This window comes from Seonamhaeicola maritimus (assembly GCF_008056315.1).
Classification (GTDB): Bacteria; Bacteroidota; Bacteroidia; order Flavobacteriales; family Flavobacteriaceae; genus Seonamhaeicola; species Seonamhaeicola maritimus.
The window spans coordinates 133836-156979 of sequence record NZ_VRKQ01000018.1; the positions used below are offsets into that span (position 1 = coordinate 133836).

General features: G+C 33.4%; 16 protein-coding genes. 11 read left to right on the plus strand and 5 right to left on the minus strand.

Features of this window, described 5'->3' with window-relative positions; translation table 11 throughout:
- Positions 1 to 24: 24 nt before the first annotated feature.
- Complete coding sequence (locus tag FUA22_RS15515; protein ID WP_147769504.1) at positions 25 to 2403, plus strand: type 1 glutamine amidotransferase family protein; 2379 nt, start codon at positions 25 to 27, stop codon at positions 2401 to 2403.
- 16 nt (positions 2404 to 2419) lie between these two features.
- Here the strand turns inward: FUA22_RS15515 and FUA22_RS15520 are convergent, their stop codons facing one another.
- Positions 2420 to 3970, minus strand: coding sequence for a helix-turn-helix transcriptional regulator (locus FUA22_RS15520; protein WP_147769505.1), 1551 nt, complete (start codon positions 3968 to 3970; stop codon positions 2420 to 2422).
- Positions 3971 to 4184: 214 nt separating this feature from the next.
- On the opposite strand from FUA22_RS15520, the gene FUA22_RS15525 reads away from it, so the two are divergent.
- The 8 genes from FUA22_RS15525 (at position 4185) to FUA22_RS15560 (ending at position 15788) form a co-directional block, all read left to right on the plus strand.
- Entirely contained in the window at positions 4185 to 5753 is a 1569-nt protein-coding gene (locus tag FUA22_RS15525) for a sulfatase (protein ID WP_147769506.1), read from the plus strand.
- A 26-nt stretch (positions 5754 to 5779) separates the two neighbouring features.
- Positions 5780 to 7855: a glycoside hydrolase family 127 protein gene (locus FUA22_RS15530; RefSeq protein ID WP_147769507.1), complete on the plus strand. Its 2076-nt coding sequence runs from the start codon at positions 5780 to 5782 to the stop codon at positions 7853 to 7855.
- A 7-nt stretch (positions 7856 to 7862) separates the two neighbouring features.
- Positions 7863 to 9503: a sulfatase gene (locus FUA22_RS15535; protein WP_147769508.1), complete on the plus strand. Its 1641-nt coding sequence runs from the start codon at positions 7863 to 7865 to the stop codon at positions 9501 to 9503.
- 96 nt (positions 9504 to 9599) lie between these two features.
- On the plus strand, positions 9600 to 11522 hold the full coding sequence (locus tag FUA22_RS15540) for an FAD-dependent oxidoreductase (protein WP_147769509.1): 1923 nt from the start codon (positions 9600 to 9602) through the stop codon (positions 11520 to 11522).
- Between the two features lie 74 nt (positions 11523 to 11596).
- The gene (locus FUA22_RS15545) at positions 11597 to 12655 is read left to right on the plus strand and encodes a hypothetical protein (protein ID WP_147769510.1); all 1059 of its coding nucleotides are present in this window, start codon (positions 11597 to 11599) and stop codon (positions 12653 to 12655) included.
- Between the two features lie 18 nt (positions 12656 to 12673).
- Complete coding sequence (locus tag FUA22_RS15550; protein ID WP_147769511.1) at positions 12674 to 14107, plus strand: carbon starvation CstA family protein; 1434 nt, start codon at positions 12674 to 12676, stop codon at positions 14105 to 14107.
- 57 nt (positions 14108 to 14164) lie between these two features.
- Positions 14165 to 15187 (plus strand): XdhC family protein, encoded by a 1023-nt coding sequence (locus tag FUA22_RS15555; RefSeq protein ID WP_147769512.1) that lies wholly within the window; start codon positions 14165 to 14167, stop codon positions 15185 to 15187.
- Positions 15188 to 15206: 19 nt separating this feature from the next.
- Positions 15207 to 15788, plus strand: coding sequence for a nucleotidyltransferase family protein (locus FUA22_RS15560; RefSeq protein ID WP_262713241.1), 582 nt, complete (start codon positions 15207 to 15209; stop codon positions 15786 to 15788).
- Between the two features lie 22 nt (positions 15789 to 15810).
- Here FUA22_RS15560 and FUA22_RS15565 read toward each other — a convergent pair whose 3' ends face one another.
- The 4 genes from FUA22_RS15565 to FUA22_RS15580 all read right to left on the minus strand — a co-directional run bounded on the left by FUA22_RS15565 (position 15811) and on the right by FUA22_RS15580 (position 19742).
- Positions 15811 to 15963, minus strand: coding sequence for an SsrA-binding protein (locus FUA22_RS15565; protein WP_147769514.1), 153 nt, complete (start codon positions 15961 to 15963; stop codon positions 15811 to 15813).
- A 501-nt stretch (positions 15964 to 16464) separates the two neighbouring features.
- Complete coding sequence (locus FUA22_RS15570) at positions 16465 to 18789, minus strand: M56 family metallopeptidase (protein ID WP_147769515.1); 2325 nt, start codon at positions 18787 to 18789, stop codon at positions 16465 to 16467.
- 2 nt (positions 18790 to 18791) lie between these two features.
- Positions 18792 to 19151, minus strand: a complete 360-nt coding sequence (locus FUA22_RS15575) for a BlaI/MecI/CopY family transcriptional regulator (RefSeq protein ID WP_147769516.1) — start codon at positions 19149 to 19151, stop codon at positions 18792 to 18794.
- Positions 19152 to 19553: 402 nt separating this feature from the next.
- Positions 19554 to 19742 (minus strand): hypothetical protein, encoded by a 189-nt coding sequence (locus FUA22_RS15580; RefSeq protein WP_147769517.1) that lies wholly within the window; start codon positions 19740 to 19742, stop codon positions 19554 to 19556.
- A 220-nt stretch (positions 19743 to 19962) separates the two neighbouring features.
- On the opposite strand from FUA22_RS15580, the gene FUA22_RS15585 reads away from it, so the two are divergent.
- Together FUA22_RS15585 and FUA22_RS15590 are read left to right on the plus strand one after the other, a co-directional pair.
- Complete coding sequence (locus tag FUA22_RS15585; protein ID WP_147769518.1) at positions 19963 to 20913, plus strand: calcium/sodium antiporter; 951 nt, start codon at positions 19963 to 19965, stop codon at positions 20911 to 20913.
- A 157-nt stretch (positions 20914 to 21070) separates the two neighbouring features.
- Complete coding sequence (locus FUA22_RS15590; RefSeq protein ID WP_147769519.1) at positions 21071 to 22888, plus strand: adenylate/guanylate cyclase domain-containing protein; 1818 nt, start codon at positions 21071 to 21073, stop codon at positions 22886 to 22888.
- Positions 22889 to 23144 lie beyond the last annotated feature (256 nt).

The window sequence follows — 23144 nt, forward strand, 5'->3', positions numbered from 1 at the left end:
ATAATGTTCAAACAAATTAAAATTATGAGAATTGATAAATTCATGGTATTGAAAAGTATACTCTGTTTGCTTTTTATATTCAGTTTAATAAGCTGTGATAAAAAATCGCCTTTAGAGCAAAAAGCTTTAGATAAAATTGATAAACTAGAAAATTTAATGGCTGAAGCTCGTAAAAAATCTTTAGATGTTACAAGAGAAGAAACCACCTTATGGTTTTCTAAAGAATTTTTAAAGTTTGCCAATTGGGATGAAGCTCATATGGAAGATATAGAAAAACTCTTTGGATATTATGCACCCTTTGAAGCTGATAAAAAGAAATCTGCAGAGGAGCTTCCTAATTTCGAAAGACAAAAGGTAATTGAAATTTTAGATGAAGGGATTAAAAACCTAACTGGAGTTATTGATGGGTCTATTATAAGAAGACCTGTTTCAAAAGTAGATTGGGAAAATATTGAAGTGGCGAAAGATATGTTTTTAAGTAACGGTAAACCTGTTTTCTTATATGATTATTTCTCTAAAACTGTAGGGCAACCTCTAACAAATAAAAGTGTTTACAACGATCATTTAGGTGCTGTGTATCATGGAGGGCAAAGGCTTTATGAGACCAATATGGACCGTGCAATAAATCCATATATTCTTAATGAAGATGGAACATTCAATGAAAAGATTGAACTTATCACTGAAATTCCAGACACCAATGTCGGTTTTATGATTCTTTGGAATATGGGTATGCCAGACTGGGTGCATCAAAAAGACCCAGACCTAACAAAAGGACGTTCATTGTTTACAGGATTTGATATTGATAATCCTTTGGCTAGAAAGGTTTGGAGCGATGTTATTCAAAAAGCTGGTGAATTGACCAAAGGGAAAAAAGTAACCCAAATGGGATATGTGTTGTCTAATGAACCTCACTGGTATTCTGAAAAAAATCATTGGACTGCGAGATTTAAGGAAATGACAGAGTTGTCATCACACACCATAAGTAAATTTAAAGTTTGGCTTTCAAAAAAATATAATGGAAACATTTCGGGGTTGAACAAAAATTGGGAAACCTCTTTTGTAGATTTTAATAATGTAGAAATTGAAGTCCCAATTGATAAAGCATTACGAGGTAAACCAATTTGGTATGACTGGTGTAGATATAATATGGATAGAAGTGTAGATTGGTTTACTTATCTACAAGGAGAATTGCATAAAGTTAATCCAGATGCAGATACAAGTATTAAAATAATGCCAAATCTGTTTTCTGAAAATGCACGTTCGCATGGAATTGATGCTGAAAGTTTAACAGAGTTAACAACAATGATTGGTGATGATGCCAAAATAAGAGAACGTGATATTAGGAGTAAAGAACCAGAAGAGTGGGAGGAAAAATATTCATATTTCTGGGAAGAAATGAGTGTAGCTTATGATTTTATGGAGTCTGTTTCACCTAACAAAATTCATTTTAATTCAGAATCTCATTTTTTGTCTGCATCTTGGTGGAGAAAGTTAGATACGTCTTCAGATTATGTTAGAAATACAACGTGGTTAGCAACGCTTCATGGAATGGATGCTCAAATAGCATGGTTTTGGGCTAGGGATCCGGATGGTTCTCCAGAGGATAGGCTAGAAGGTGAATTGGACTTTTTTGATCCCGCATTAGCAGGTTCATATGCTGGATCAGTAAATATGCAGCCAAATGTAGCAAATGAATATACTCAGGTTATGATGGATTTAAACTCTTTTTCTGAAGAAGTTTTTGCTTTAAGAAAACAGAGAAGACCGGTAAGATTGTTTCATTCTGAAACCTCAGCCATCAATAAAAAGTTTCATATGACGCAGCAATTCCCTATGTATGAAGCTTTATATTTTGAAGGATTTCCAATGGGTTATGCATCACAGAAAATAATTGAAAAACAGAATAATGATAATTGGGATGCAATTTTAGTTTATGACACAGAGTTTGTTACTGATGGGGAGTTTGATGCGTTACAAGGTTATTTGAATAATGGAGGAACAGTAATAGTTGATAGTAAAAATAGTTTGTCTAAAAATGAATATGGGCAAAATAGAGAAAAATCGCTATTAAAAGGAAATGGAAGTTTAATAATGTTGGGCAAAGAACTTTCGGTTGAAGATATTAAAAAAGAGGTTTTAGAGACTATTTCTGAAAGTTTATCAGAAGTTGTTCTAACCGAAGATAATGGAACACATCACAAAGGCTGTACTTGGAGAGTTGTAAAAAATCCAAACGGAGGATATTTGGTTAATATTTTAAATATAGGTGCACATACTGCTAAGTTGAATTTAAGTTTAAAAAATGGAAATATCAGCTCAATCAAAAATATGTTTACAGGTCAAATTTTGGATGGTAATTTTGAATTAAAAACTAATGGGATTCTGCTATTAGAAGTAAAATAATAGGCTAAACTATAAGCTAGATAGTGTTAATGAATTGTGTTAAATTCTTATTTCTATCTAGCTTCATTTTTTTACGAAGTCTATGTCTGGCTACATGTACGCTACCCAATGAAATACCTAAAAGGTAGGCCATTTCTTTGCCAGAGAAATTTAGTTTAATCAAAGCACATAATTTTAAATCTGAAGAAGAAAGGTTTGGTGATTTCTTCTGAAGCCGGTCATAGAATCCAATATTTTGTTCTTTAAATCGCGAATTGAAAGAATCCCAAAGGCTTACCGAACTATGTTCAAGAGACTTTAATAGAGATTGAGCCTTCTTATCTTTAATGGTTTCTTTTACATAATTACTTAATGTTTTAATGACTTCCTCTTTCTCAATAAGTTGAAGCGTGTTTGCAGTTAGTTCCTTATTTTTTATGTTTAATAGTTCCTTTGAATTCTGTTCCTTTTTCTGAAACTTTAAGGACCTAATTCTAGATCGAATAAGAAAACCAACAATAACTAAAACCAATAGAATAACGAAAAGTATAACTCTAAAACGCAGAATGTCTTCACGTTGTTTAGCTAGTTCTAGATTTTTAAGGTTAAGCTGCTCGTTTTTTTTAATAAGCTGTTCTTTATATGGGTTTCTGGTTGTTATAAAGTCTTTGTTTTGTTCGTTTCTAGGGTCCAAATATGCATTACCAATTGCATTAGACTTTTGTTCATATTCGTAGGCTTTTGCAAAGGATCCTTGATTATACAAAACTTCAGCATACCTAGAGTATAAAAATGATCTGTAAAAAGTGGTTTCACCAAGAACCCCTTGAATTTTGACAAATTTTTCAAAATAAGTTTCAGCCAACTTTGGCTTATTCATTTTAACATAAATAACCGCCATTCTCCCATAAACAATAAGTAAAAAACGTTTGTTCTCTTGCTTAAGTTCAGAGTCTGGTTGGGTATTTTCGAGTTCAATGGCTACAGAGTGTAATAATTGTAAGGCTTTATTAAAGTTTCCATTCCATTCATTTAAACTAGATTTTTTTTCGTTTAAGTGAAGTCTTGATATAGCATCTGGTTTAAATTTTTTAGCTAAACTGTTACAGGTATCAATATGAGCGCGTAAGTTATCTTGGTTAGCAATACGTTGATTGTGCATTACCAAATTATAATAAGACCTATATAATTCCGAAATGTTAATACTTCCCTCAGTATAAAGGTTTTTATAAGTTTTATGAGCATTGGTGAAATAATTACCAGACTCTTCATCTTGTTTGTATAAATAGGTTAGAGTACCAAGTTCTTCCTGAGTTTTAGCAATATAGAGTCTGTCTTTATGTGATTCCGCCAAAAATAGAGCTTCACCCGCATAGCCAAATGCTTTGTTGAAATTAAGTCTATGTCGCTCAAAAGCACTTAATGAAATTAGGCTTCTTATAAGTGAAATAGTGTCGTTTTCTAATATGGCATTCTCTTTAAGCTTTTCTATTATAATTGGTACGGAATCGTTTGGTGTTTTAATGGAGACTAGTCCTTCATTAAAATGAGTCTTGAATTGCTGAGAATGTAATCTTTCAAATTGCACCAAGTTAAGTATTACAATGAAAAAAAAAGTAATTCTATAATAATTTAAAATGCTGTAATATAGTAGTTTAAAAAATTTCATTTGATTTTTTCATTCTCATCTTGTTAAGCTAATATAATGATGATTTATTTAAATGTTAAGTTTTTGTAATGCATTTTATTGTTTTTGAAACGATGCTTTGGCTTAAATTTATACAAATATTAAAATAGATTAAATGCTTAAGATTTCAAACCTTAGCTTTTTGCTTCTTGTTTTATGTTTATCAGAAAGTGTATTTGCTCAAGAAAAGGAACAACCCAATATCCTACTTATTGTATTAGATGATTTAAATGATAATACAGGGTTTTTAGGAGGGCACCCCCAGGTAAAAACACCAAATATGGACGCCTTAGCCAAAGAAGGTACTGTATTCGACAACGCACATACTAACGCACCAATATGCGCTCCTTCCAGAGCAAGTTTCCTTACCGGAATTTACCCACATGTATCGGAAAATTTTTGGTTTACAGATTGGACAAAAAATGAGGTTTTAAAAAACTGTAAATCGCTTCCTAAATTCATGGGCGATAATGGGTATCACACTTTTGGAACTGGTAAGTTAATGCATCATAGAGTAAAATCTGATTGGCATCAGTATGGAATACCCAACAACTTTGGACCTTACGCTTTCAACGGAAAAAAAGTGGTACCGCACCCTATAATGCCAAAAGAATATTCAACAAATAAAAATGACGGTCTGTTTACATCTCTAGCTAATGTTCCAAACATTCTTGAAGATGATAAATTCCCAGGTAATAATGGGTGGTATGATGTAGCCAATCGGAAGCCTTTTAAATATGTTAATGAAGAAGACAGAGATTTGCTTAACGATGAGCAACATGCAAAATGGGCTGTAGAAAAATTAAAGGCTTTAGAGAAGACCGAATTAGATAAGCCATTTTTTATGGCTGTTGGTTTCGTGCGCCCACATACACCATTAGTGGCCCCACAAGAGTATTTTGGTATGTATCCTTTAGAGAAGCTTAAAGTGCCTGTTATTAAGAAAAATGATACCGATGATACGTTTTATAGATCAACTTTTCCATGGACGCCACCATGGGCAAAACACCTAGAAGAGTTGAGGGCCTCTTATCCTACTCTTAAGGATGGTTTGAAGAAATATTTACAAGCCTATTTGGCCTGTGTTAGTTTTGCAGACGCTCAGGTGGGAAAGGTTTTAACAGCTTTAAAAGAAAGTAAGTTTAAAGACAATACTATCGTAATTTTAACGAGTGATCATGGATATAATCATGGTCAGAAGGATTTTTTATATAAGAATAACTTATGGGAAGAGAGCACAAGGGTTCCATTAATAGTTAAAGCTCCACAGATGCAATCCAGTATTGGTAAACGAATTAATCACCCTGTGTCTCTAATAGATGTGTTTCCCACAATTGCCGATTTTTCAAATATCAAGTCAAGCAATTTAAAAACTAAAAACGGTAAACCTTTAAGCGGTTATAGCTTAAAACCATTTTTAGAAAGTCCAGAAAGGCATGATTGGAAAGGGCCGGATGTAGCTTTAACAGTGGTTAGAGGGAATTTTAAAAGCAATAAAGTTAACGAGCAAAGCTATTCTGTTAGATCTAAGAAATATAGATATATCCGCTATGTAAATGGTAAAGAAGAGCTTTATGATAATGAGAAAGATCCTTACGAATGGAAAAACTTGGCCTCGGACAAAAAATATAAGAAAATAAAGAAGAGTTTAAACCTGCAAATGAATCAGCTACTAAGCAATTAAAATACAACTAAACTAAAATGAGAATAATGAAAAACTTACTAATTGTACTATTCAGTCTTGCGCTGATGGTTTCATGTAAACAAAACCAAGAAAATGTATCAGATACCAACATTGCCTTAAATATAAGAACTAGTAAAGACTTGGATTTAGATGCAAGTAAAGGAGCGATAAATACGGCGTACAGTCCGCATGTGAAATTAAAAAGTCTAAATATTGGAGATTGCCAATGGACGGATGGATTTTGGGCAGATAAATTTAAAGTAGCTGAAGAGGTTATGGTGCCATATATGGGAGAAGTTCTTAAAGGAGATGTAGGGCACTCTTTAAATAATTTTAAAATTGCTGCAGGTTTAAAAGAAGGTGAGCATAAAGGAATGAATTGGCATGATGGTGATTTTTATAAATGGATGGAAGCTGCAACCTACGTTTATGCCATTAATAAGGACGAGAAGATTTTAGAAGAATTAGATCAACATATTGAAATAATTGGAAAATCTCAACAAGAAAATGGCTATTTGCAAACTCAAACGCAACTAAAAAACATAGATCCTTTTTCTGAAAGAAAGTATCATGAAATGTACAATAGCGGGCATTTGTATATAGCTGCCTGTATTTATTACAGAGTTACTGGTAAAACTAATTTTTTAGATATAGCAATTAAACATGCCGATAACCTTTATAGCATATTTCAACCTCAACCAAAAGAATTATCACGTTTTGGTTTTAATCAGGTGCAAATAATGGGCTTGGTTGAGTTGTATAGAACCACAAAAGATAAAAAGTATTTAGATTTAGCTGAGATTTTTATCAATATGAGAGGGAAGTCTAAGGTTGAACCACATGCAACAGTAAGACATCAGCATATAGGAGATATGACCCAAGAAAGAACACCTTTGCGTGAATCTGATGAAGCCGTTGGGCATGCTGTTTTAGCGCTTTATTATTATGCAGGAGCTGCCGATGTGTATGCAGAAACTGGTGAAAAAGCATTAATTGATGCTTTAGATAAGATTTGGGGAAATATTGTAGACAAAAAAATGTTTGTTACTGGAGCTTGTGGACAAAAGCACGATGGTGGTTCTTCTAACAGAGATTTTGTTCATGAAGCTTTTACAATAGATTACGAAATGCATAATGCTCATGCTTATAATGAAACTTGTGCTAACTTATGTAATGCCATGTTTAATTATAGAATGTTGGGTGTGAAGGGAGAATCTAAACATGCCGATATTATGGAGTTAGTGTTGTACAATAGTGCCCTGTCTGGAATAAGCTTAAAAGGTGACTCCTATTTTTATACCAACCCATTACGAAGAACTGCTGGCCATAAAATGGGTATTACAGATTATCCAGATAGAACGCCTTATATACCATGTTTTTGTTGTCCTCCTAATTTGGTTAGGACCATAGTTAAATCTTCGGCTTGGGCGTATAGTTTAGCTGAAAACGGATTAGCTGTTAATTTATATGGAGGCAATAAGTTAGATACCAAAATGGCAGACGGTTCTAGTATTAAACTAAGGCAAGAAACAAATTACCCATGGGATGGTGATATAAAAATCACAATTGATGCATGTAAAAAAGATGCATTTGATTTTATGTTAAGAATTCCTGATTGGGCATCTACTTATGTGCTTAAGGTAAATGGCAAATCGGTCAATTCTAATTCTAAACCAGGAACCTTTGCAGTTATTAATCGTAAGTGGAAAGAAGGAGATGTAATATCACTTAATCTTCCAATGAGTGTTAAATTGTTAGAAGGAAACCCACTAATTGAAGAAGTTAGAAATCAAGCTGCTATAAAGAGAGGCCCTGTGGTTTATTGTTTAGAATCACCAGATTTACCAAAGGATACTAGTATATTGGATGCCTATTTGCCCGTAGATTCAAAATTAACGCCGACTTACAAGTCTGATATTTTGGGTGGTGTAACCACTATTTCAGGAAATATAAAACTTCGTAAACAGCCAAAAGAAGGAATGTATAGAGAGCTTAAAAGTTTGAAATGGGAAAATTATAATGCTCAGTTTGTACCTTACTTTGCTTGGTCAAATAGAGGAGAAGCAGAAATGAGTGTTTGGTTGCCTTTAATATTAAATTAATTATTCAATGAAAATCTTTTTTTATTCGCTACTAATAATAGTCTTTTTTGGTTGTCAAGACAAAACACCAGAACAGATTAAGTCTCCTAACATTCTTTTTATTGGTATAGACGACTTAAGACCAGAATTAGGTAGTTACGGTTCTGAAATTGCCGTAAGCCCCAATTTGGATAAACTGGCAAGTCAAGGATTACAGTTCAATAAGGCATATTGCCAACAAGCTATATGTGGGCCTTCCAGAGCAAGTTTATTAACAGGTATTAGGCCAGAGACTAGTGGTGTATTTCATAACTATATCAAATTTAGAAAAGTGAACCCTGATGTAGTAACGCTTCCACAACACTTTATGAACAATGGTTATGAAACAGTTTACTGTGGCAAAATTTTTCATCATGGTGATAAAGATGATCAAAAGTCGTGGAGTAGATTACCTGCTTTGGGTAGTATGATGATAAAAGGAGTTAAAGATCCTGTTGGGTTTGCATTAGGGGAAAATATTAAGGAACGGTCTGAAACTCGAAAAGCCATGTTTGATAAATATGGAAAAGTGGCCAGATACGGTTTGGCCATGGGAAATGCTTACGAAAGTGCAGATGTTCCCGATAATACTTATGGAGACGGTTATAATACCGAAATGGCTATAGCAACCATGAAGGATATGTTGGCTACAACACCAGATACGCCTTTCTTTCTAGGACTAGGTTTTAATAAACCTCATTTAAACTGGGTGGCTCCAAAAAAATATTGGGATTTATACGATAGAGAAAAAATTAAGCTATCTGCACAAGTTACTGGTCCAGAAAATGGTGCTCAAGTTGGTTTACATCCATCATTTGAATTGCGCGTTAGAAGTGGTATTCCTAAAAAGGGTGAGATAAATAAAGAACTGGCTATTACACTAAAGCATGCGTATTTAGCTTGTGTTAGTTATGTTGATGCTCAAATTGGTAAAATGATTAGTGCCTTAGAAGAAGTGGGAGTGAGAGATAATACAATTATTATTGTTTGGAGTGACCATGGTTGGCATTTGGGCGATATGGGTATTTGGGGAAAAGCTACCAATTACGAAATAGCCACACGTGTTCCAATGATGATTTGGACTCCAGATATGCCAAAGGGAAGTCGTGGTAAAACAACAGATGCTTTGGTGGAATTAATTGATATGTATCCAACTCTTACTGAATTGGCTGGCTTAGAGATGCCAGACCATGTTGAGGGTACTAGTTTTAAATCTTTATTAGAAAACCCTAATAGGCAATGGAAAACGGCTGCTTTTAGTCAGTTTCCTTCACCGGCTCTAAGAGAATGGGGTGCTTTTCCTATTCGCCCTGCAATGCGTGAAACATATTTTGGACATTTGCTAGAAGAGGTAGAGGGACGAATAATTAAGCAACAGGGAGATAAGTGGGATAGAGTTTTGTTTGAGAATAATTTAATGGGATGTGCCATGAGAACAAAAGACTATCGATTTATTGTATGGAAGGACCATACTAATCCTGAAAAAGAACCTGTATTCATTGAGTTATATGATCATAATACCGACCCCTTAGAAACCAAAAATATTGCTAAAGAAAGTCCAGAATTGGTTACTAAACTTATGGTACAATTTAATGCTGGATGGAAAGGAAGTAAATCTGCAATTAAATAATAATTTATTGAGTGATACTTTTAATTAACTAAAAAACACAAATACTAAAATATTAAGGACTTATTTTGATAAGTGCCTTAGGCAAAACTGAAACAAATGAAAAGAAGAGAGTTTTTTAAAAAAGGTACAAAAGCAGTTGTAGCAGCTGGAGTGGTTCCAATTATTGCGTCTTCATGCGCTTCTACAAATGATATTTTAGATGATAGAAATAAAGATAAATGGTATCATTTAGGTACTGGAAAAAAAGGAATTCCAAATAGGAAGAAAATTGTTAATTATGATGTAGCAGTAATAGGTGGTGGTGCAGCTGGTATATGTGCGGCGGTTGCTGCAGCCAGAAATGGCTCAAAAACAGTATTAGTACAAGATAGACCTGTTTTAGGAGGAAATGCCTCCAGTGAAATGAGGGTACATTTGAATGGTGTGAATAATTTAAAAGGTAAAGCCGAACGAGAAACAGGTATCATTGAAGAAATTCTATTGCATAATAGATTTGAAAATGAACAGGAATCATTTCCGGTTTTTGATCATGTGATGTATGATTTTGTTGTAAGAGAGCCTAATTTAACGTTAATGTTAAATACTCAGGCTATTGAAGCGGTTATGGATGGGGATAAAATAAAATCTGCTAAATGTTGGCAGAGTACAACAGAGACATTGTACACCATTAATGCTCCGGTTTATATTGATTCTTCTGGAGATGGTTTATTAGGTGCTTCGGCTGGGGCAGAATATAGAACGGGAAGAGAAGGAAAGGCAGAATTTGATGAAACCTATGCGCCTGATGAACCAGATGGATGGCAAATGGGAGCAACTCTTTTAATGTCTTCAAAAGATATGGGTAGACCAATGAAATATATACCTCCGTCTTTTGCTATTAAATATACGCATGAGGGTGGACATAAAAGAAGAAAGTTTGCTGGGTTTCAAGATGGTATTTGGTGGATAGAAGTTGGTAGTGATGGTGATATTATTGGAGATGCAGAAATTAACAGACATAAGCTTATGGGTTATTTACATGGGGTTTGGGATTATATTAAAAACTCTGGTAATTTTCCTGAGGCTGAAAATTTGGCCCTTGATTGGGTTGGGTCTTTACCTTCAAGAAGAGAATCTCGCCGTTTTATAGGTGATTATATAGTTTCTGAAAAAGATATGACAGAGCATAAACATTTTTATGATGCCGTTGCTTTTGGAGGTTGGTCTTTAGATGAACATAACCCAGGAGGTATTGAAGATATTTCGGAACCTCCCAGTTATTTCCATTATCATTTTGAAGAAGTATATCAGTTTCCATTCAGAAGTTTATATTCTAAAAATGTGTCTAATTTAATGTTTGCTGGAAGGAATGTGAGTCAAACACATATTGCTTTATCATCTTCAAGAATTATGGCAACTTGTTCGCTTCAGGGGCAAGCTGTTGGTACAGCAGCTACTATTTGTAATAGGAAAAATGTTTTACCTAGGGAAGTTGGAAAGAATCATATTAGCGAGTTGCAAGAAATGCTAATGCGTGATGATGCTTTTATACCTAAAAGACCAGCAAATGATCCTAAAGATTTGGCTAAAAAATCTAGTTTAATTTTTGGTTCGAGTACCTTATCAGGAGATCCTAAAAATCTTTTAAACGGTATTTCTAGAGATATTGATGGAGCAATAAATCATTGGAAATCCGATGGGCTAAATGCAGAACTGCAATTAGAGTGGGAGTCTCCTGTTGATTTGTCTTCGGTTGAATTAAAGTGCGATACTAATGTGAAGCGAAATATTATGATGCGAAAAGATAGTAGAAATAATGAACTTTACGGAAATCATGTTCCAAAAGAAATGCTAAAGTCATTAAGCTTACAAGCACGTGTTAATGGTAAATGGCATGATTTAGGTAGTATAGAAAATAATAGAACCAGATTAATAAAATTTAAGTTTGACAATTTAAAAACAACAGCTGTGAAATTAAAACTTAAGGAAACATACGGAGCTGTAAATGTTAAATTGTTTGAGATTCGTTGTTACTCATAATGGTAAATAAATTAAAATTAATATCATTCCTCTTTTTTCCTTATTGGATACTTTTTTCCAATGACTTGGATGTAATGTCTAACGATATTATTGAGATAAATCATGAGGTAGAAGTATATCATCCAGGAGAAATAGGTGCAATTCATACCATTCTAACTGAAATTCAAAATAAAGACAGCGTGACTATTGGTTATGCAATGAATGTAGAATCGGTAATTTGTCTGGAAGAGGTTTGTAAAGTCATTCCAGTGAGATTGTATTGGAATAGTATAGGGGTTTATCAAAAATATGTGCTGGAGGAAGGAGCTACTTTAGAAAAATATGAAGCCGATTTTTTTGAACCAGAAGATTATAAGAAGTTGCATTCGGTTTTGGCTAATACAAATTCCCCTTTTAAGGATGTTGAAATAAGTGAAGTTTTAACGGTAGTTGATCATGGTGATGAAGATGTTGATGCTGTATCAGGGGCAACTGCTCTAGAATTAGACGAAAAAGACACCGTACCAGGTGCAGCCTTAACGTGTTATACTTTATGGCATTGGGCTAACGGAGAGATTGTAAAAACTATTAGGAAAACCACAGGAGAATCGTCTACCAATAGCAAGCTTTTTGAGTTTATAGTAGATGATAATATTAGTTTTTATCCAATAGCTTTGGAGGCTTTAAAGGAAAGAAAAAACTATGAAATAGAGTATGTAGAACCTGTGATAAAGAGGGTGTCATTAAATGATACTTTAATAAAATCTTCAATAACGTATTTGGAATCAGCGCCAATAGAAGTTTATTCATCTGCGCTTAAAGAGGTTTTTATTAATGGAGGTAAACTTCAAAGAATTGCAGTAATGAGATCATTACAGCATACCAAAAGAGAAATACCTAGAGCATATTTTGATTCTTATAATAAAGAGATGGTGCATTTGAAGTCATTTCAAGAGTTTTCCGTTTTTCTTGGACTGATGGAAGATAAAAATCCAAATTCGGAACAAATTAATAAGGGGCTTATACCTTTTTTAGATGGTAATTTTTTAATCGCCCGAAGAGTTTATTGGTATTTGAGTGAACAGAATAATCTTAATGCTAATCAACAAGACAAACTTCAGCAGTTCTTCGAAAAACATGAAGATAGGTTGTAGTAAAATTAAATTTGAATTATGATAAGCTTTTTAATAAGTATTGTTGTTTTAGTAGCTGGGTATTTTATTTATGGTTCATTCATTGAACGAAAATTTGAAATTGATAAAGACAGGCCCACACCAGCTATTTCAAAACAAGATGGTGTAGATTTTTTACCGCTTAAATTAGGGAAAATCTTCTTAATTCAGTTTTTAAATATTGCAGGTTTGGGACCAATTTTTGGTGCAATTGCCGGAGCATTATGGGGGCCAGTAGCTTTTCTTTGGATTGTTTTAGGAACCATATTTGCCGGTTGTGTTCACGACTATTTTTCCGGAATGTTGTCCATAAGACATGGTGGTGACAGTATTCCTGAAATAGTAGGGAAGTATTTGGGTAATGGTATGAAACAATTCATGCGAATTTTTGCTGTTGTACTTTTAATATTGGTTGGTGTTGTGTTTGTTAAAGGACCTGCTACAATATTACAAGGATTAATAGGTGTGGATGTGTCTATTTTGGTGGCATGTATATTTTTATATTATTTGTTGGCTACTATGATTCCAATTGATAAGTTAATTGGGAAAGTGTATCCTATATTTGGTTTTTCACTTTTAGTCATGGCTGTAGGATTACTGGGTGCATTATTGTTTCTAGATTATACAATACCAGAATTATCTCCTCAGAATCTCGTTAATATGCATGCTAATCCAAGTGATTATCCTGTATTTCCATTGCTGTTTATTACAATTGCATGTGGTGCTATTTCTGGGTTTCATTCAACGCAATCTCCGTTAATGGCCAGATGCATCTCCAATGAAGCTCATGGAAAGAAAGTGTTTATTGGTGCAATGATAACCGAAGGTATTGTGGCCTTAATCTGGGCTGCTATTGCCATGGCATTTTTTGGTGGTGTTGAAGAATTAGGCGCAACTATGGCAGAAGAAGGGCATAATGCAGCATGGGTAGTAAATATAATTTGTAATACTACATTGGGTAAGATAGGTGGAATATTAGCTGTTTTTGGTGTTATTGCAGCACCAATTACATCTGGAGATACTGCTTTTAGAAGTGCACGATTAATCATTGCAGATTCATTCGATGTTAGTCAGTCTAAAATTTTAAAACGGTTGATAGTAACCATTCCAATTTTTCTTGTAGCATTAGCTTTAACAAATATAGATTTCGGAATTATTTGGCGCTACTTTGGTTGGTCCAATCAAATGTTAGCAACTATCGTTTTGTGGGCTGCGGCTGTTTATATGAAACAACAAGGCAAGAAGGCTTGGTTTATTCTAATTCCTGCTGCGTTTATGACAATTGTTGTAACTACTTATATTTTGGTAGCTCCAGAAGGTTTTAAATTGAATTATGAATTGTCATGTACTATTGGAATCATAGTATTTCTATTTTTGAGTATATGGTTCATATTTTATAAATCTACTTCAATAACATCTATTAAGGAAGCGTAGGCGTAATACCATTTTTTAAAATTATTGCTTTATATTTAGAATTTAAACTTAAACGTAATGACACACGAGTTACAGCAAATAATTCAAGCTGCTATTCAAAATCAGGCATCGGGGAATAAGAGTGTTCTAGCTACGGTTGTAGATTTGGAAGGCTCATCTTATAGAAAACCTGGTGTTAGAATGTTATTAACAGACGATGGTGAAATGATTGGTGCTGTTAGTGGTGGTTGTGTGGAGAAGGAGGTGCTCAGAAGAGCTCAAACCGTTTTTACAACTGGACAATCTAAAGTCATGGTTTATGATGGAAGATACAGATTAGGATGCGAAGGTTCATTATATATTTTGATTGAGTCGTTTTATGTTTCAGATGATTTAAAAGAAGTCTTTTTTCAAAATATTGAAGATAGAAGCACTTTTGAAATAAAATCTTTTTTTAAGAGAGAAGATGATTGTGTTGGGAATTTTGGTTCCGTAATTAGTTTTAATGATATTAAAACATATAGTTTTTCAAATTCATTTGTGCTTAGTTCCTTAGAGGAAGGTATAAAGATCTTTGCTCAAACTTTGCCACCATGTTTTAAATTGTTGATTATTGGTGGTGAGCATGATGCTGTAAAACTTTGTAAGATGGCTTCATTATTGGGTTGGGAGGTTGATGTTATTACTTCTATGAGTGATCCTAAGGTGCTAAAAGATTTTCCTGGAGCAAAAACAGTCGTTTCCAGTACACCTGAGACCTTTGTTGCAGATATAATTGATGATGAGTGTTCGGTAGTTTTAATGACTCACAATTATGCTCAAGACCTTCGATATTTATTGAAACTGAAGGATTGCAAATTGTCTTACATTGGTATTTTAGGATCAGTAAAAAGAAGGCAGCAACTTCAAAATGAATTGTTTGAATATATTGAAGATTTAGACGAAGCTTTATTAGATAGCATTCACAGTCCGGCAGGACTAAATTTGGGAGCGGTTACTCCCGAGGAAATAGCATTATCAATATTGTCTGAAATTTTAGCAGTGACTAGAAAAAGAGAACCATTTTCTTTAAAAACCTTGTCAGGAAAAATTCACCTTTAAACTGGATATTTGCATACTCATATTAGCTGCGGGTAGCGCTTCACGAATGGGGAAGACCAAGCAACTCCTATGGTTTCAAAATTCTACACTTTTACAAAACACCATTTCACAGGGCTTAGTGTCAAAAGCAAAAAATGTGTATTGTGTTTTAGGTGCAAATTCAGAAACAATCAAAAATCAAGTTACGTCAAATCAGGTAACTTTTATTGATAATGTTAATTGGAAAGAAGGACTGAGTTCTAGCATTGTGGCTGGAATTAATTATGTTTTATCCTTAGAAAATATTCCAGATGCTGTTTTAATTATGTTGGCAGATCAACCTTTTGTTGATTCAGATTATCTCGATTTATTAATGGATACCTACCATGCTAACTCTGATAGGGTTATAGCATCAGACTATGTCAATAAAAATGGTGTTCCTGCTATTTTCCCAAAGAAGCATTTCAACAGTCTATTAAAACTGAATGGAGATAAAGGGGCAAAGACCCTTTTGAATAGTGATGTTACTAATATTCTTTCAATATTGCCAACGCATAAAAAAACTTTAATAGATATTGACTCTCCGGATGATTATAAAGAATTATTGAAAGGTAGGCTGTAAGAATAAAGTCTCCTTAGGTAATCTAATCTAAAGCATTTTTGGTTACATACCATCGCCAACCTATAATGGCCAATTGAAGCTTTGTTGCTTTGGCAAGATCTAACCTTTTTTTAGAATAACTAGGTAAGATTACTTTGTTAATTTTTGCTAATGCTTTAAATACTTGTTTTTGCATTTTTAGTACCTGTTTAAAGGTTAAAAATAGTAAAACTTATTCTAGAACTAAGTTTTACATTTTCAGGTTTCAGAAGATTGATATAATTATAAGAATTATATCAACTACAATTTTTGCAAGTGTCATCATATTTTAAAGGGTTTAAGGGTTAGTAAATAGTATTATTATATCAATGTTTTTTTAATATATATATTTACTAATATGACCTCCAAGTGTTTTTTAATAAATCGATGAAATTGAATATGAAAATGTAAGTAAAATAATGAAATTAGTTTCAATAAATCAGTGACATTCTTTACGAAAGTTATTTATTGTTATTTTAAAGTTTAAATATGGTTTTAAATTGAAACAATTATAGGTGTTTTTTTAGGCCTGTTTTTAAAACCAAGGGGATTTGCATTTTTAAAAAGCATTTTATTTGGAGTTTTATCTTTTTGGCTAATAGTTGAATACAAAAAAAGCACTCCGACAGGAGTGCTTTTAAATGATTAGTTTGATAGATTACTTTTCCTTTTTAGTGGTAATTAAGATTACACCGTTTTTACCTTTATCACCGTATTTTTTTATTGCAGATCCGTCCTTTAAAACATCAATTTTTTCAATATCATCAGGTAACAAATCTTTAGACCCCTCTACCGTGCTTTCTTTTCCATCAATAATATATAAGGGGTTTTTACCAACCACCTGATTTTTTCCATTGGATAATTTTACGCCAGTACTAATCTTCCATGGGTTTTCATTTTTTTTATTTTTTGTTTTTATTAATATTACTCCGTTTTTTCCTTTTGTGCCATAGCTAGAAGTTGCAGAGGCATTTTTCAAAACATCAATGGTTTGAATATTATTTTTATCAAGCCCATCCATTTCATCTTTAGAAGCTTCTTTACCATTTATTATTATAAGTGGTTCAAGACCAGTTTTAAAAAATGAAGTTGGCTTGTGGTCTTTTGTTTTAATTAAAACAACACCATCTTTTCCTTTGTCTCCATACTTTTCAATGGCTTGCTCACCTTTTAAAACAAATACTGATTCAATTTTATCAGGATCTATGTTCTCAAATTTATCTTTATTTATTTCTTTTTCATCAATAATAAATAAAGGCTCTTTACCATCCTCATCTCCTATAAAAAGAATATTTCCAGATTTGTTTTTTTTAACCTTTACCTTGTCTTTTGTTCCTGATTTTTTTATGATAATAACATCTTCTTCATCGTTAATTAAATCATCATCACTGTCAATAATAATTTCTATGTGTTTTTCATCATCGTCATCTGTTATAACTTCAATATTTTTACCTTTTTTAATTTTAAAATGGTTATTCCCTTTTTTAGATTTCCATTTTAAAGTATCACCATTTACTATATGAATATCTTCATGAATGACATGCACGTCATTATCATGATTATCATCTGTAATAATTTCAATAGTTTTTCCTGAAGTAGTCCATTTAACAGTATCTCCGTTTATAATGCGAAAATCTTCATGAGTTCCATGGTCATCATCTGAGAAATAGAACACATTATTACCCTTTCCGGTTTTATGAACTTTATGTTTGCCATCTTTAGAAATAAAGTAAGCGCTACTGTGATGTAATGAGTTACCAATAGAAATGCTTTTTCCGTTATCTTCAAAAGAAATTTTAATTGGTTTTATGGGTTCATCACCATTAATACTATAATTGGCGCTGGAGTGTTTTGAGCTTAAATTAATTTTAATGGCGGTAATCTCGTTATTACTATTCCGTTTAATGCCTTTAAACTTTGCGGTAATGCCTTTCTTTTTTAGTTTTTCTTCTAACTTATCAAAATCAGCGTCAGAAAATGTTTTACTTATTAAAAACATTTCAACGTCTTTCTTCGAAGTGGCCATTATTTCTTTTTGGTTGTTTACATCAACAGCATGGTCTTCAATAAACAAGTTTTCATCACTTTCATAGGCGTCTAAAAGATGATTTTCCTCAGGAACCACTTCGGCATCTACAAATATTTCCTTGGTATTAAAGCTCATTAGAAAAATAACTAAAATGGGAATAACCAAAGCATATTTTAGCAAATTTGATTTTTTAGATTTTGATTTGTGTAACATAACTATTCGTTTTTTGATTAATGAATTGTAAAAATTATTGGTTAAAGCCAATTGATGAGTTGGCATACTTGTTTTTAATAAAGTGTATTGGTAACTTTTTTTACAGTTAGATTTTTGTTGGGCATTTTGGTCGGCAATAAATTCTAGGTTCTGTTTTAAATCCTTATTATATAACCACATAAACGGATTAAACCAAAGCACAATACAGGCCAATTGAGTTAAGAGTATATCTATGGAGTGGTGTTGTCTGGCATGAACTTTTTCATGTGTTAATACTTGTTCTAGCTCAGTTTTATTAAACAATTCTGGGTTATAAACAATCCAATTAAAAAATGAAAAAGGTGTAGCATTTTTGTGTGTTCTAACATAAGTAAATCTTCCTTTTTTAATAGATTCATGTTTAATTAAGATTGTAACTAGAGAAATAAGCTGTATTAAAAATCTACACAAAAAGAAAACAACTCCTGCAATATAGCTATAAAGTAAAATGTCTAATAGACTTATGGTTTCTTCTAAGGGCTGCGTAACACTAATGGCATTTTCAATAATAAAATTGTCTATTAATATAGGAGCACGTTCCACGTAAACTGGAATCACTACAAGCGGAATTAAAAATGCCGAAATGAGACCCATTAGCAAAAACCCTCTATTAGATTCAAAAAACGTATCACGTTGTAAAAACAATTTATAACACAAATAAAAGATGGCTAGAACCGCACTGGCTTTTAGTAAATATTCCATGATTACTTATTTTTTTCTATTAAATCAATAATCTCCTTTAGCTCAGTAACGCTAATCTTTTCTTCTTTTGCAAAAAACGATACCACATTTTTATAAGAGTCGTTAAAATAATTGCTTATGGCTGTATTCATGAACCCTTTTCTGTAGGCTTCTTTGGTTACAATCGGGTAGTACTGGTGGGTTTTTCCATAAGCCGTATAACCAACATAACCTTTGTCTTCTAAGTTTCTAATAATAGTAGAAAGCGTGTTGTAATGTGGTTTATCTATTTTAATCTCATTAAGAACATCTTTTACAAAAGCTTTTTCCAGTTTCCATAAAATATGCATGATTTCCTCTTCCTTATTTGTTAGTTTTTCCATGTAATAACTATTTTGGGCGTTACGCTGCGTTTCACTGGCGTCAGGCTATACACTATATCTTTTGCTTTTGCAAAAGGATGCCGCTACTATCCTTAACGCAAAACAAACCTATAACTATTTTTATAGTTATACAACTAATTTAATAGTTATTTAACGAAATATTTAGTTTTTGTTAACCCTATAAAAAGAAAATCCGACTCTTTTTCAAAAGCCGGACTGAACTCATTATTTAATTTAAAAACCCTAATCTATAATGAGTTCGCATTTAAAACCTTCCTTATCTAAATCATAACCACATTCCTAAACAGACTGTGGCGGATAAGCTCCATCTTTATCAATTTTATAATAGAAAACGTTGCCTCTAATGAGTATCCACATGTCTTTGTTAGCTATAATAGCGGTCTATAAGCGTAGTGTTTCATCTGTTACACTTACGTACTGCGTACCTTTGGTAAAGGTTTTATCATGCATATACTTACCATATAAACTGTAAGTACCAGAAACTTCAACTCCAATAACTTCAATAGCGTCTTTAGAGCAAGAAGTAAGCCCTATAACAAAGCAAAACATAACTAAAGCTAATTTTTTCATAGTAATTGTTTTTATAGATTTGGTATCTCAAATTTTGTAAATATTATTTAGAGAGGATTGTCGTTCATCGAAAATTCGATGAACGTATTAGTACATGTGCAGTTAATCGATTTTGAATTATTACTACTTTTCTATAAAACTATTTGTATAACATTAAATAACTTAAGCACACTCACATTTAACTTCCAACTTTAATTTATCTTCGCAAAAAATATTTTTCATGAGTGTACTTTGGGTAATCCTTGGGTTTATATTGTTGGTAATAGGGGGCGAATATTTGGTAAGATCTTCTGTTGCACTTTCTTTTAAGTTCAATATATCAAAAATGGTTATTGGTATGACCGTGGTATCTTTTGCTACTTCTGCTCCCGAATTGTTAGTGAGTTTAAACGCCGCTTTATCTGGTTCTCCTGCTATTGCTATAAATAATGTGGTTGGATCTAATATTGCAAATATTGGTTTGGTTCTAGGTATTACAGCCATGGTGGGTGCTATTGCAGTAGACAGATCTTTTTACAGACTGAACTGGCCTGTAATGATGATTTTTTCGTTTGCGCTCTACTTCTTTTTAAAAAATGATAGTGTGTTATCTGCTCTTGAAGGCGGGACTTTGTTTGTTGGCTTAATTATATTCTTATATGTATTAATTAAAAGCTCTAAAAAAAATACGGTGGTTGAGGAGGTTGATGATACTTTGGCTACAGTATCTAATTTTAAAATTACACTTTGGTTACTAATGGGAGGCACCGCGCTTTATTTTGGAAGTGAGTGGTTGGTAGATGGATCTAAAGAAATTGCTAGGGCTGTTGGGGTCAGTGAAGCTGTAATTGGTATATCTTTAATTGCTATAGGTACCAGTGTGCCAGAATTGGCAGCCTCTGTTATAGCTGCAGCAAAACAAGAGAAGGCTATTTCATTGGGTAATCTTATTGGCTCTAATATATTTAATATAGCTTCGGTTTTAGGAATAACCTCTTTGGTAAAACCAATTCCGGTAACAGAGCCTCAAATTCTGTCGAACGATATATTCTGGATGATAGGTATTTCGGCCGTTTTAATTCCTTTAATATTTTTACCTAAGCGTTTACAAATCACTAGAGTTAAAGGTTTCTTCTTGGTTTTTGCTTATGGGGTGTTTATGTTTTTAATTTTTACTAGAGGGAAGTTTTAGTGCGTCATAAGAGCAATATCGCAGCTTGACTTTGTGCGAAAATTTGGCTAACTTCGTTTACTTGTGCTGGACTTGTTGCAGTATCGTTGGATATAAACAAAATTTCTGTACAATTTATATTCATAAGGCCATTATATGTCATTTGAAATAGGACGCTATGTATAAAAATATCATCTTAGCGCTTTGCGTATTATGCGGGTTTTACTTAAAAGCCCAAGTAAACCTCGATTCGCTCTATGCTGTTTGGCAAGATCAATCCCAATCTGATTTAATTAGATCTAAAGCATACTCTGACTATATCTGGGAAGGATTCCTTTTTACCCAACCAGACTCGGCATTTATTCTGGCAGAAGAATTGGTTTTGTTCGGATTCGATAACAATTCCCCCAAAGCCCAAGCTGGAGGATATACCCTCCAGGGTGTATCATGGGCTAATCGAAGCGACTATTCCCAAACGCTAGACTATTACAAGCGAGCCTTGGAAATCTACGAACAAATTGGAAATCCAAGTGGCTTAGGCTTTGCCCTTAATAATGTAGGAACTATTTACGATAAACTAGGTGAATACCCTAAAGCGCTAGAATATTACAAACAAAGCCTTCAGATTAACGAGCAAATGGGTCTTAAGTATGAATCGGCAGTTACACTAAGTAATATTGGGACTATTTATATGGAACAAGGGGATTTTCCAAAAGCGTTGGACTATAATTTGAAAAGTCTAGAGTACAATAAACAAATAGGCTATAAAAATGAAACGGCAGTTGCACTCAGTAATATTGGAGAGATTTATATGAACCAAGGAGATTACACCAAAGCGATGGATTATTACCTACAAAGCCTAGAGATTAACAAACAAATTGGGCAGCAACCTGGAATTGCTAGTTCCCTGACTAGTATTGGAGTGATTTACCAGAAACAAGGAGAATATGCCAAAGCCCTGAACTATTGCCATAGAGGTTATGACCTTTCCTTAAGCATTGAATCACTGGAAATACAGAAAGATGGATGCTCTTGCCTATATAAGACATACAAAGCTATGGGGGATGGTAACAAAGCGTTAAAACACTATGAGCTAGTCATTGTTCTTGAGGATAGTTTGCATGTCGAAGACATTTCGAAAAAACTCCAGAAAATGGAATTTGAAAAAGTTATATTGAAAGATAGTATTGCCAATGTAGAAGAAACGCGTTTAATACAAGAAGTACATGAAGAAGAGATACGCCAAAAAGAAAAAACAAGAAACATAAGCCTAGGTGTTGGAGCGTTTTTTCTACTATTAGCTGGCAGTTTATACATTCGTTGGAATTATGTACGAAAATCAAAAGCTTCATTGCAAATTGAAAAAGACCGCTCAGAGGGTTTACTCCTTAATATCCTTCCGGAAGATATAGCCCAAGAACTTAAGGAAACAGGAAAAGCTGCCCCCAAAAAGTATGAGAGCGTATCGATACTTTTTACAGATTTTAAAGACTTCACAAAACTTGTGTCCTCGATTCCGGCTACAAGGCTTATTGTCGAGCTAAATGAAATATTTAGTCGTTTTGATGATATTATAGAAGAAATTGGCATAGAAAAGATAGAAACAATAGGAGATGCCTATATGGCGGCAAGTGGCTTACCTCGAGAAAATTCTGATCATGCCCTTAGATGTGTTGAAGCCGCATTCCTTATGGTAGAGTTTCTTAAACAAAGAAATGAGAACAGCGAGATAAGTTGGAATATGAGGGTAGGAATAAATTCTGGGCCCGTTGTGGCAGGAGTTGTAGGTAAAAAAAAGTTTGCATATGATATATTTGGTGACTCTGTAAATACAGCCAGCCGAATGGAAAGTAATGGACAAGTTGGTAAAGTAAACATCAGTCAAGCAACTTATGAACTTTTGAAAAATCACCAAGACTTTGCCTTTGAATATAGAGGCAAAATTGAAGCAAAGGGCAAAGGTGAAATAGAGATGTATTTTGTCTCAAAGAAATAAATAAAAAGAGGTATACTAAAAAGCTATAATCAATAGTGTTCTGAGAGAGGATACTGTTAATAGCTATACCGTTTAACTAACCTTCTCAAAAATTAATATAACTCTAGGCTAATACATAACTAGCAAATAGGTGCGTTGGGAATTAAATGCTTCGACTGCGCTCACTGCAGACTAAATGATTGAGTTCTCGAATGGAGGAGGAAGTGAGTAGTGAAATATTTATATTCATGAGTTCAAAAATTTAAAATAATAAACA

Excerpts from the sequence above, each read along its gene's own strand:
- FUA22_RS15515 (WP_147769504.1), top strand. The coding sequence starts at position 25 with ATGAGAATTGATAAATTCATGGTATTGAAAAGTATACTCTGTTTGCTT.
- FUA22_RS15525 (WP_147769506.1), top strand. The coding sequence starts at position 4,185 with ATGCTTAAGATTTCAAACCTTAGCTTTTTGCTTCTTGTTTTATGTTTA.
- FUA22_RS15530 (WP_147769507.1), top strand. The coding sequence starts at position 5,780 with ATGAAAAACTTACTAATTGTACTATTCAGTCTTGCGCTGATGGTTTCA.
- FUA22_RS15535 (WP_147769508.1), top strand. The coding sequence starts at position 7,863 with ATGAAAATCTTTTTTTATTCGCTACTAATAATAGTCTTTTTTGGTTGT.
- FUA22_RS15540 (WP_147769509.1), top strand. The coding sequence starts at position 9,600 with ATGAAAAGAAGAGAGTTTTTTAAAAAAGGTACAAAAGCAGTTGTAGCA.
- FUA22_RS15545 (WP_147769510.1), top strand. The coding sequence starts at position 11,597 with ATGTCTAACGATATTATTGAGATAAATCATGAGGTAGAAGTATATCAT.
- FUA22_RS15550 (WP_147769511.1), top strand. The coding sequence starts at position 12,674 with ATGATAAGCTTTTTAATAAGTATTGTTGTTTTAGTAGCTGGGTATTTT.
- FUA22_RS15555 (WP_147769512.1), top strand. The coding sequence starts at position 14,165 with ATGACACACGAGTTACAGCAAATAATTCAAGCTGCTATTCAAAATCAG.
- FUA22_RS15565 (WP_147769514.1), bottom strand. The coding sequence starts at position 15,963 with ATGCAAAAACAAGTATTTAAAGCATTAGCAAAAATTAACAAAGTAATC.
- FUA22_RS15570 (WP_147769515.1), bottom strand. The coding sequence starts at position 18,789 with ATGGAATATTTACTAAAAGCCAGTGCGGTTCTAGCCATCTTTTATTTG.
- FUA22_RS15575 (WP_147769516.1), bottom strand. The coding sequence starts at position 19,151 with ATGGAAAAACTAACAAATAAGGAAGAGGAAATCATGCATATTTTATGG.
- FUA22_RS15580 (WP_147769517.1), bottom strand. The coding sequence starts at position 19,742 with ATGAAAAAATTAGCTTTAGTTATGTTTTGCTTTGTTATAGGGCTTACT.
- FUA22_RS15585 (WP_147769518.1), top strand. The coding sequence starts at position 19,963 with ATGAGTGTACTTTGGGTAATCCTTGGGTTTATATTGTTGGTAATAGGG.
- FUA22_RS15590 (WP_147769519.1), top strand. The coding sequence starts at position 21,071 with ATGTATAAAAATATCATCTTAGCGCTTTGCGTATTATGCGGGTTTTAC.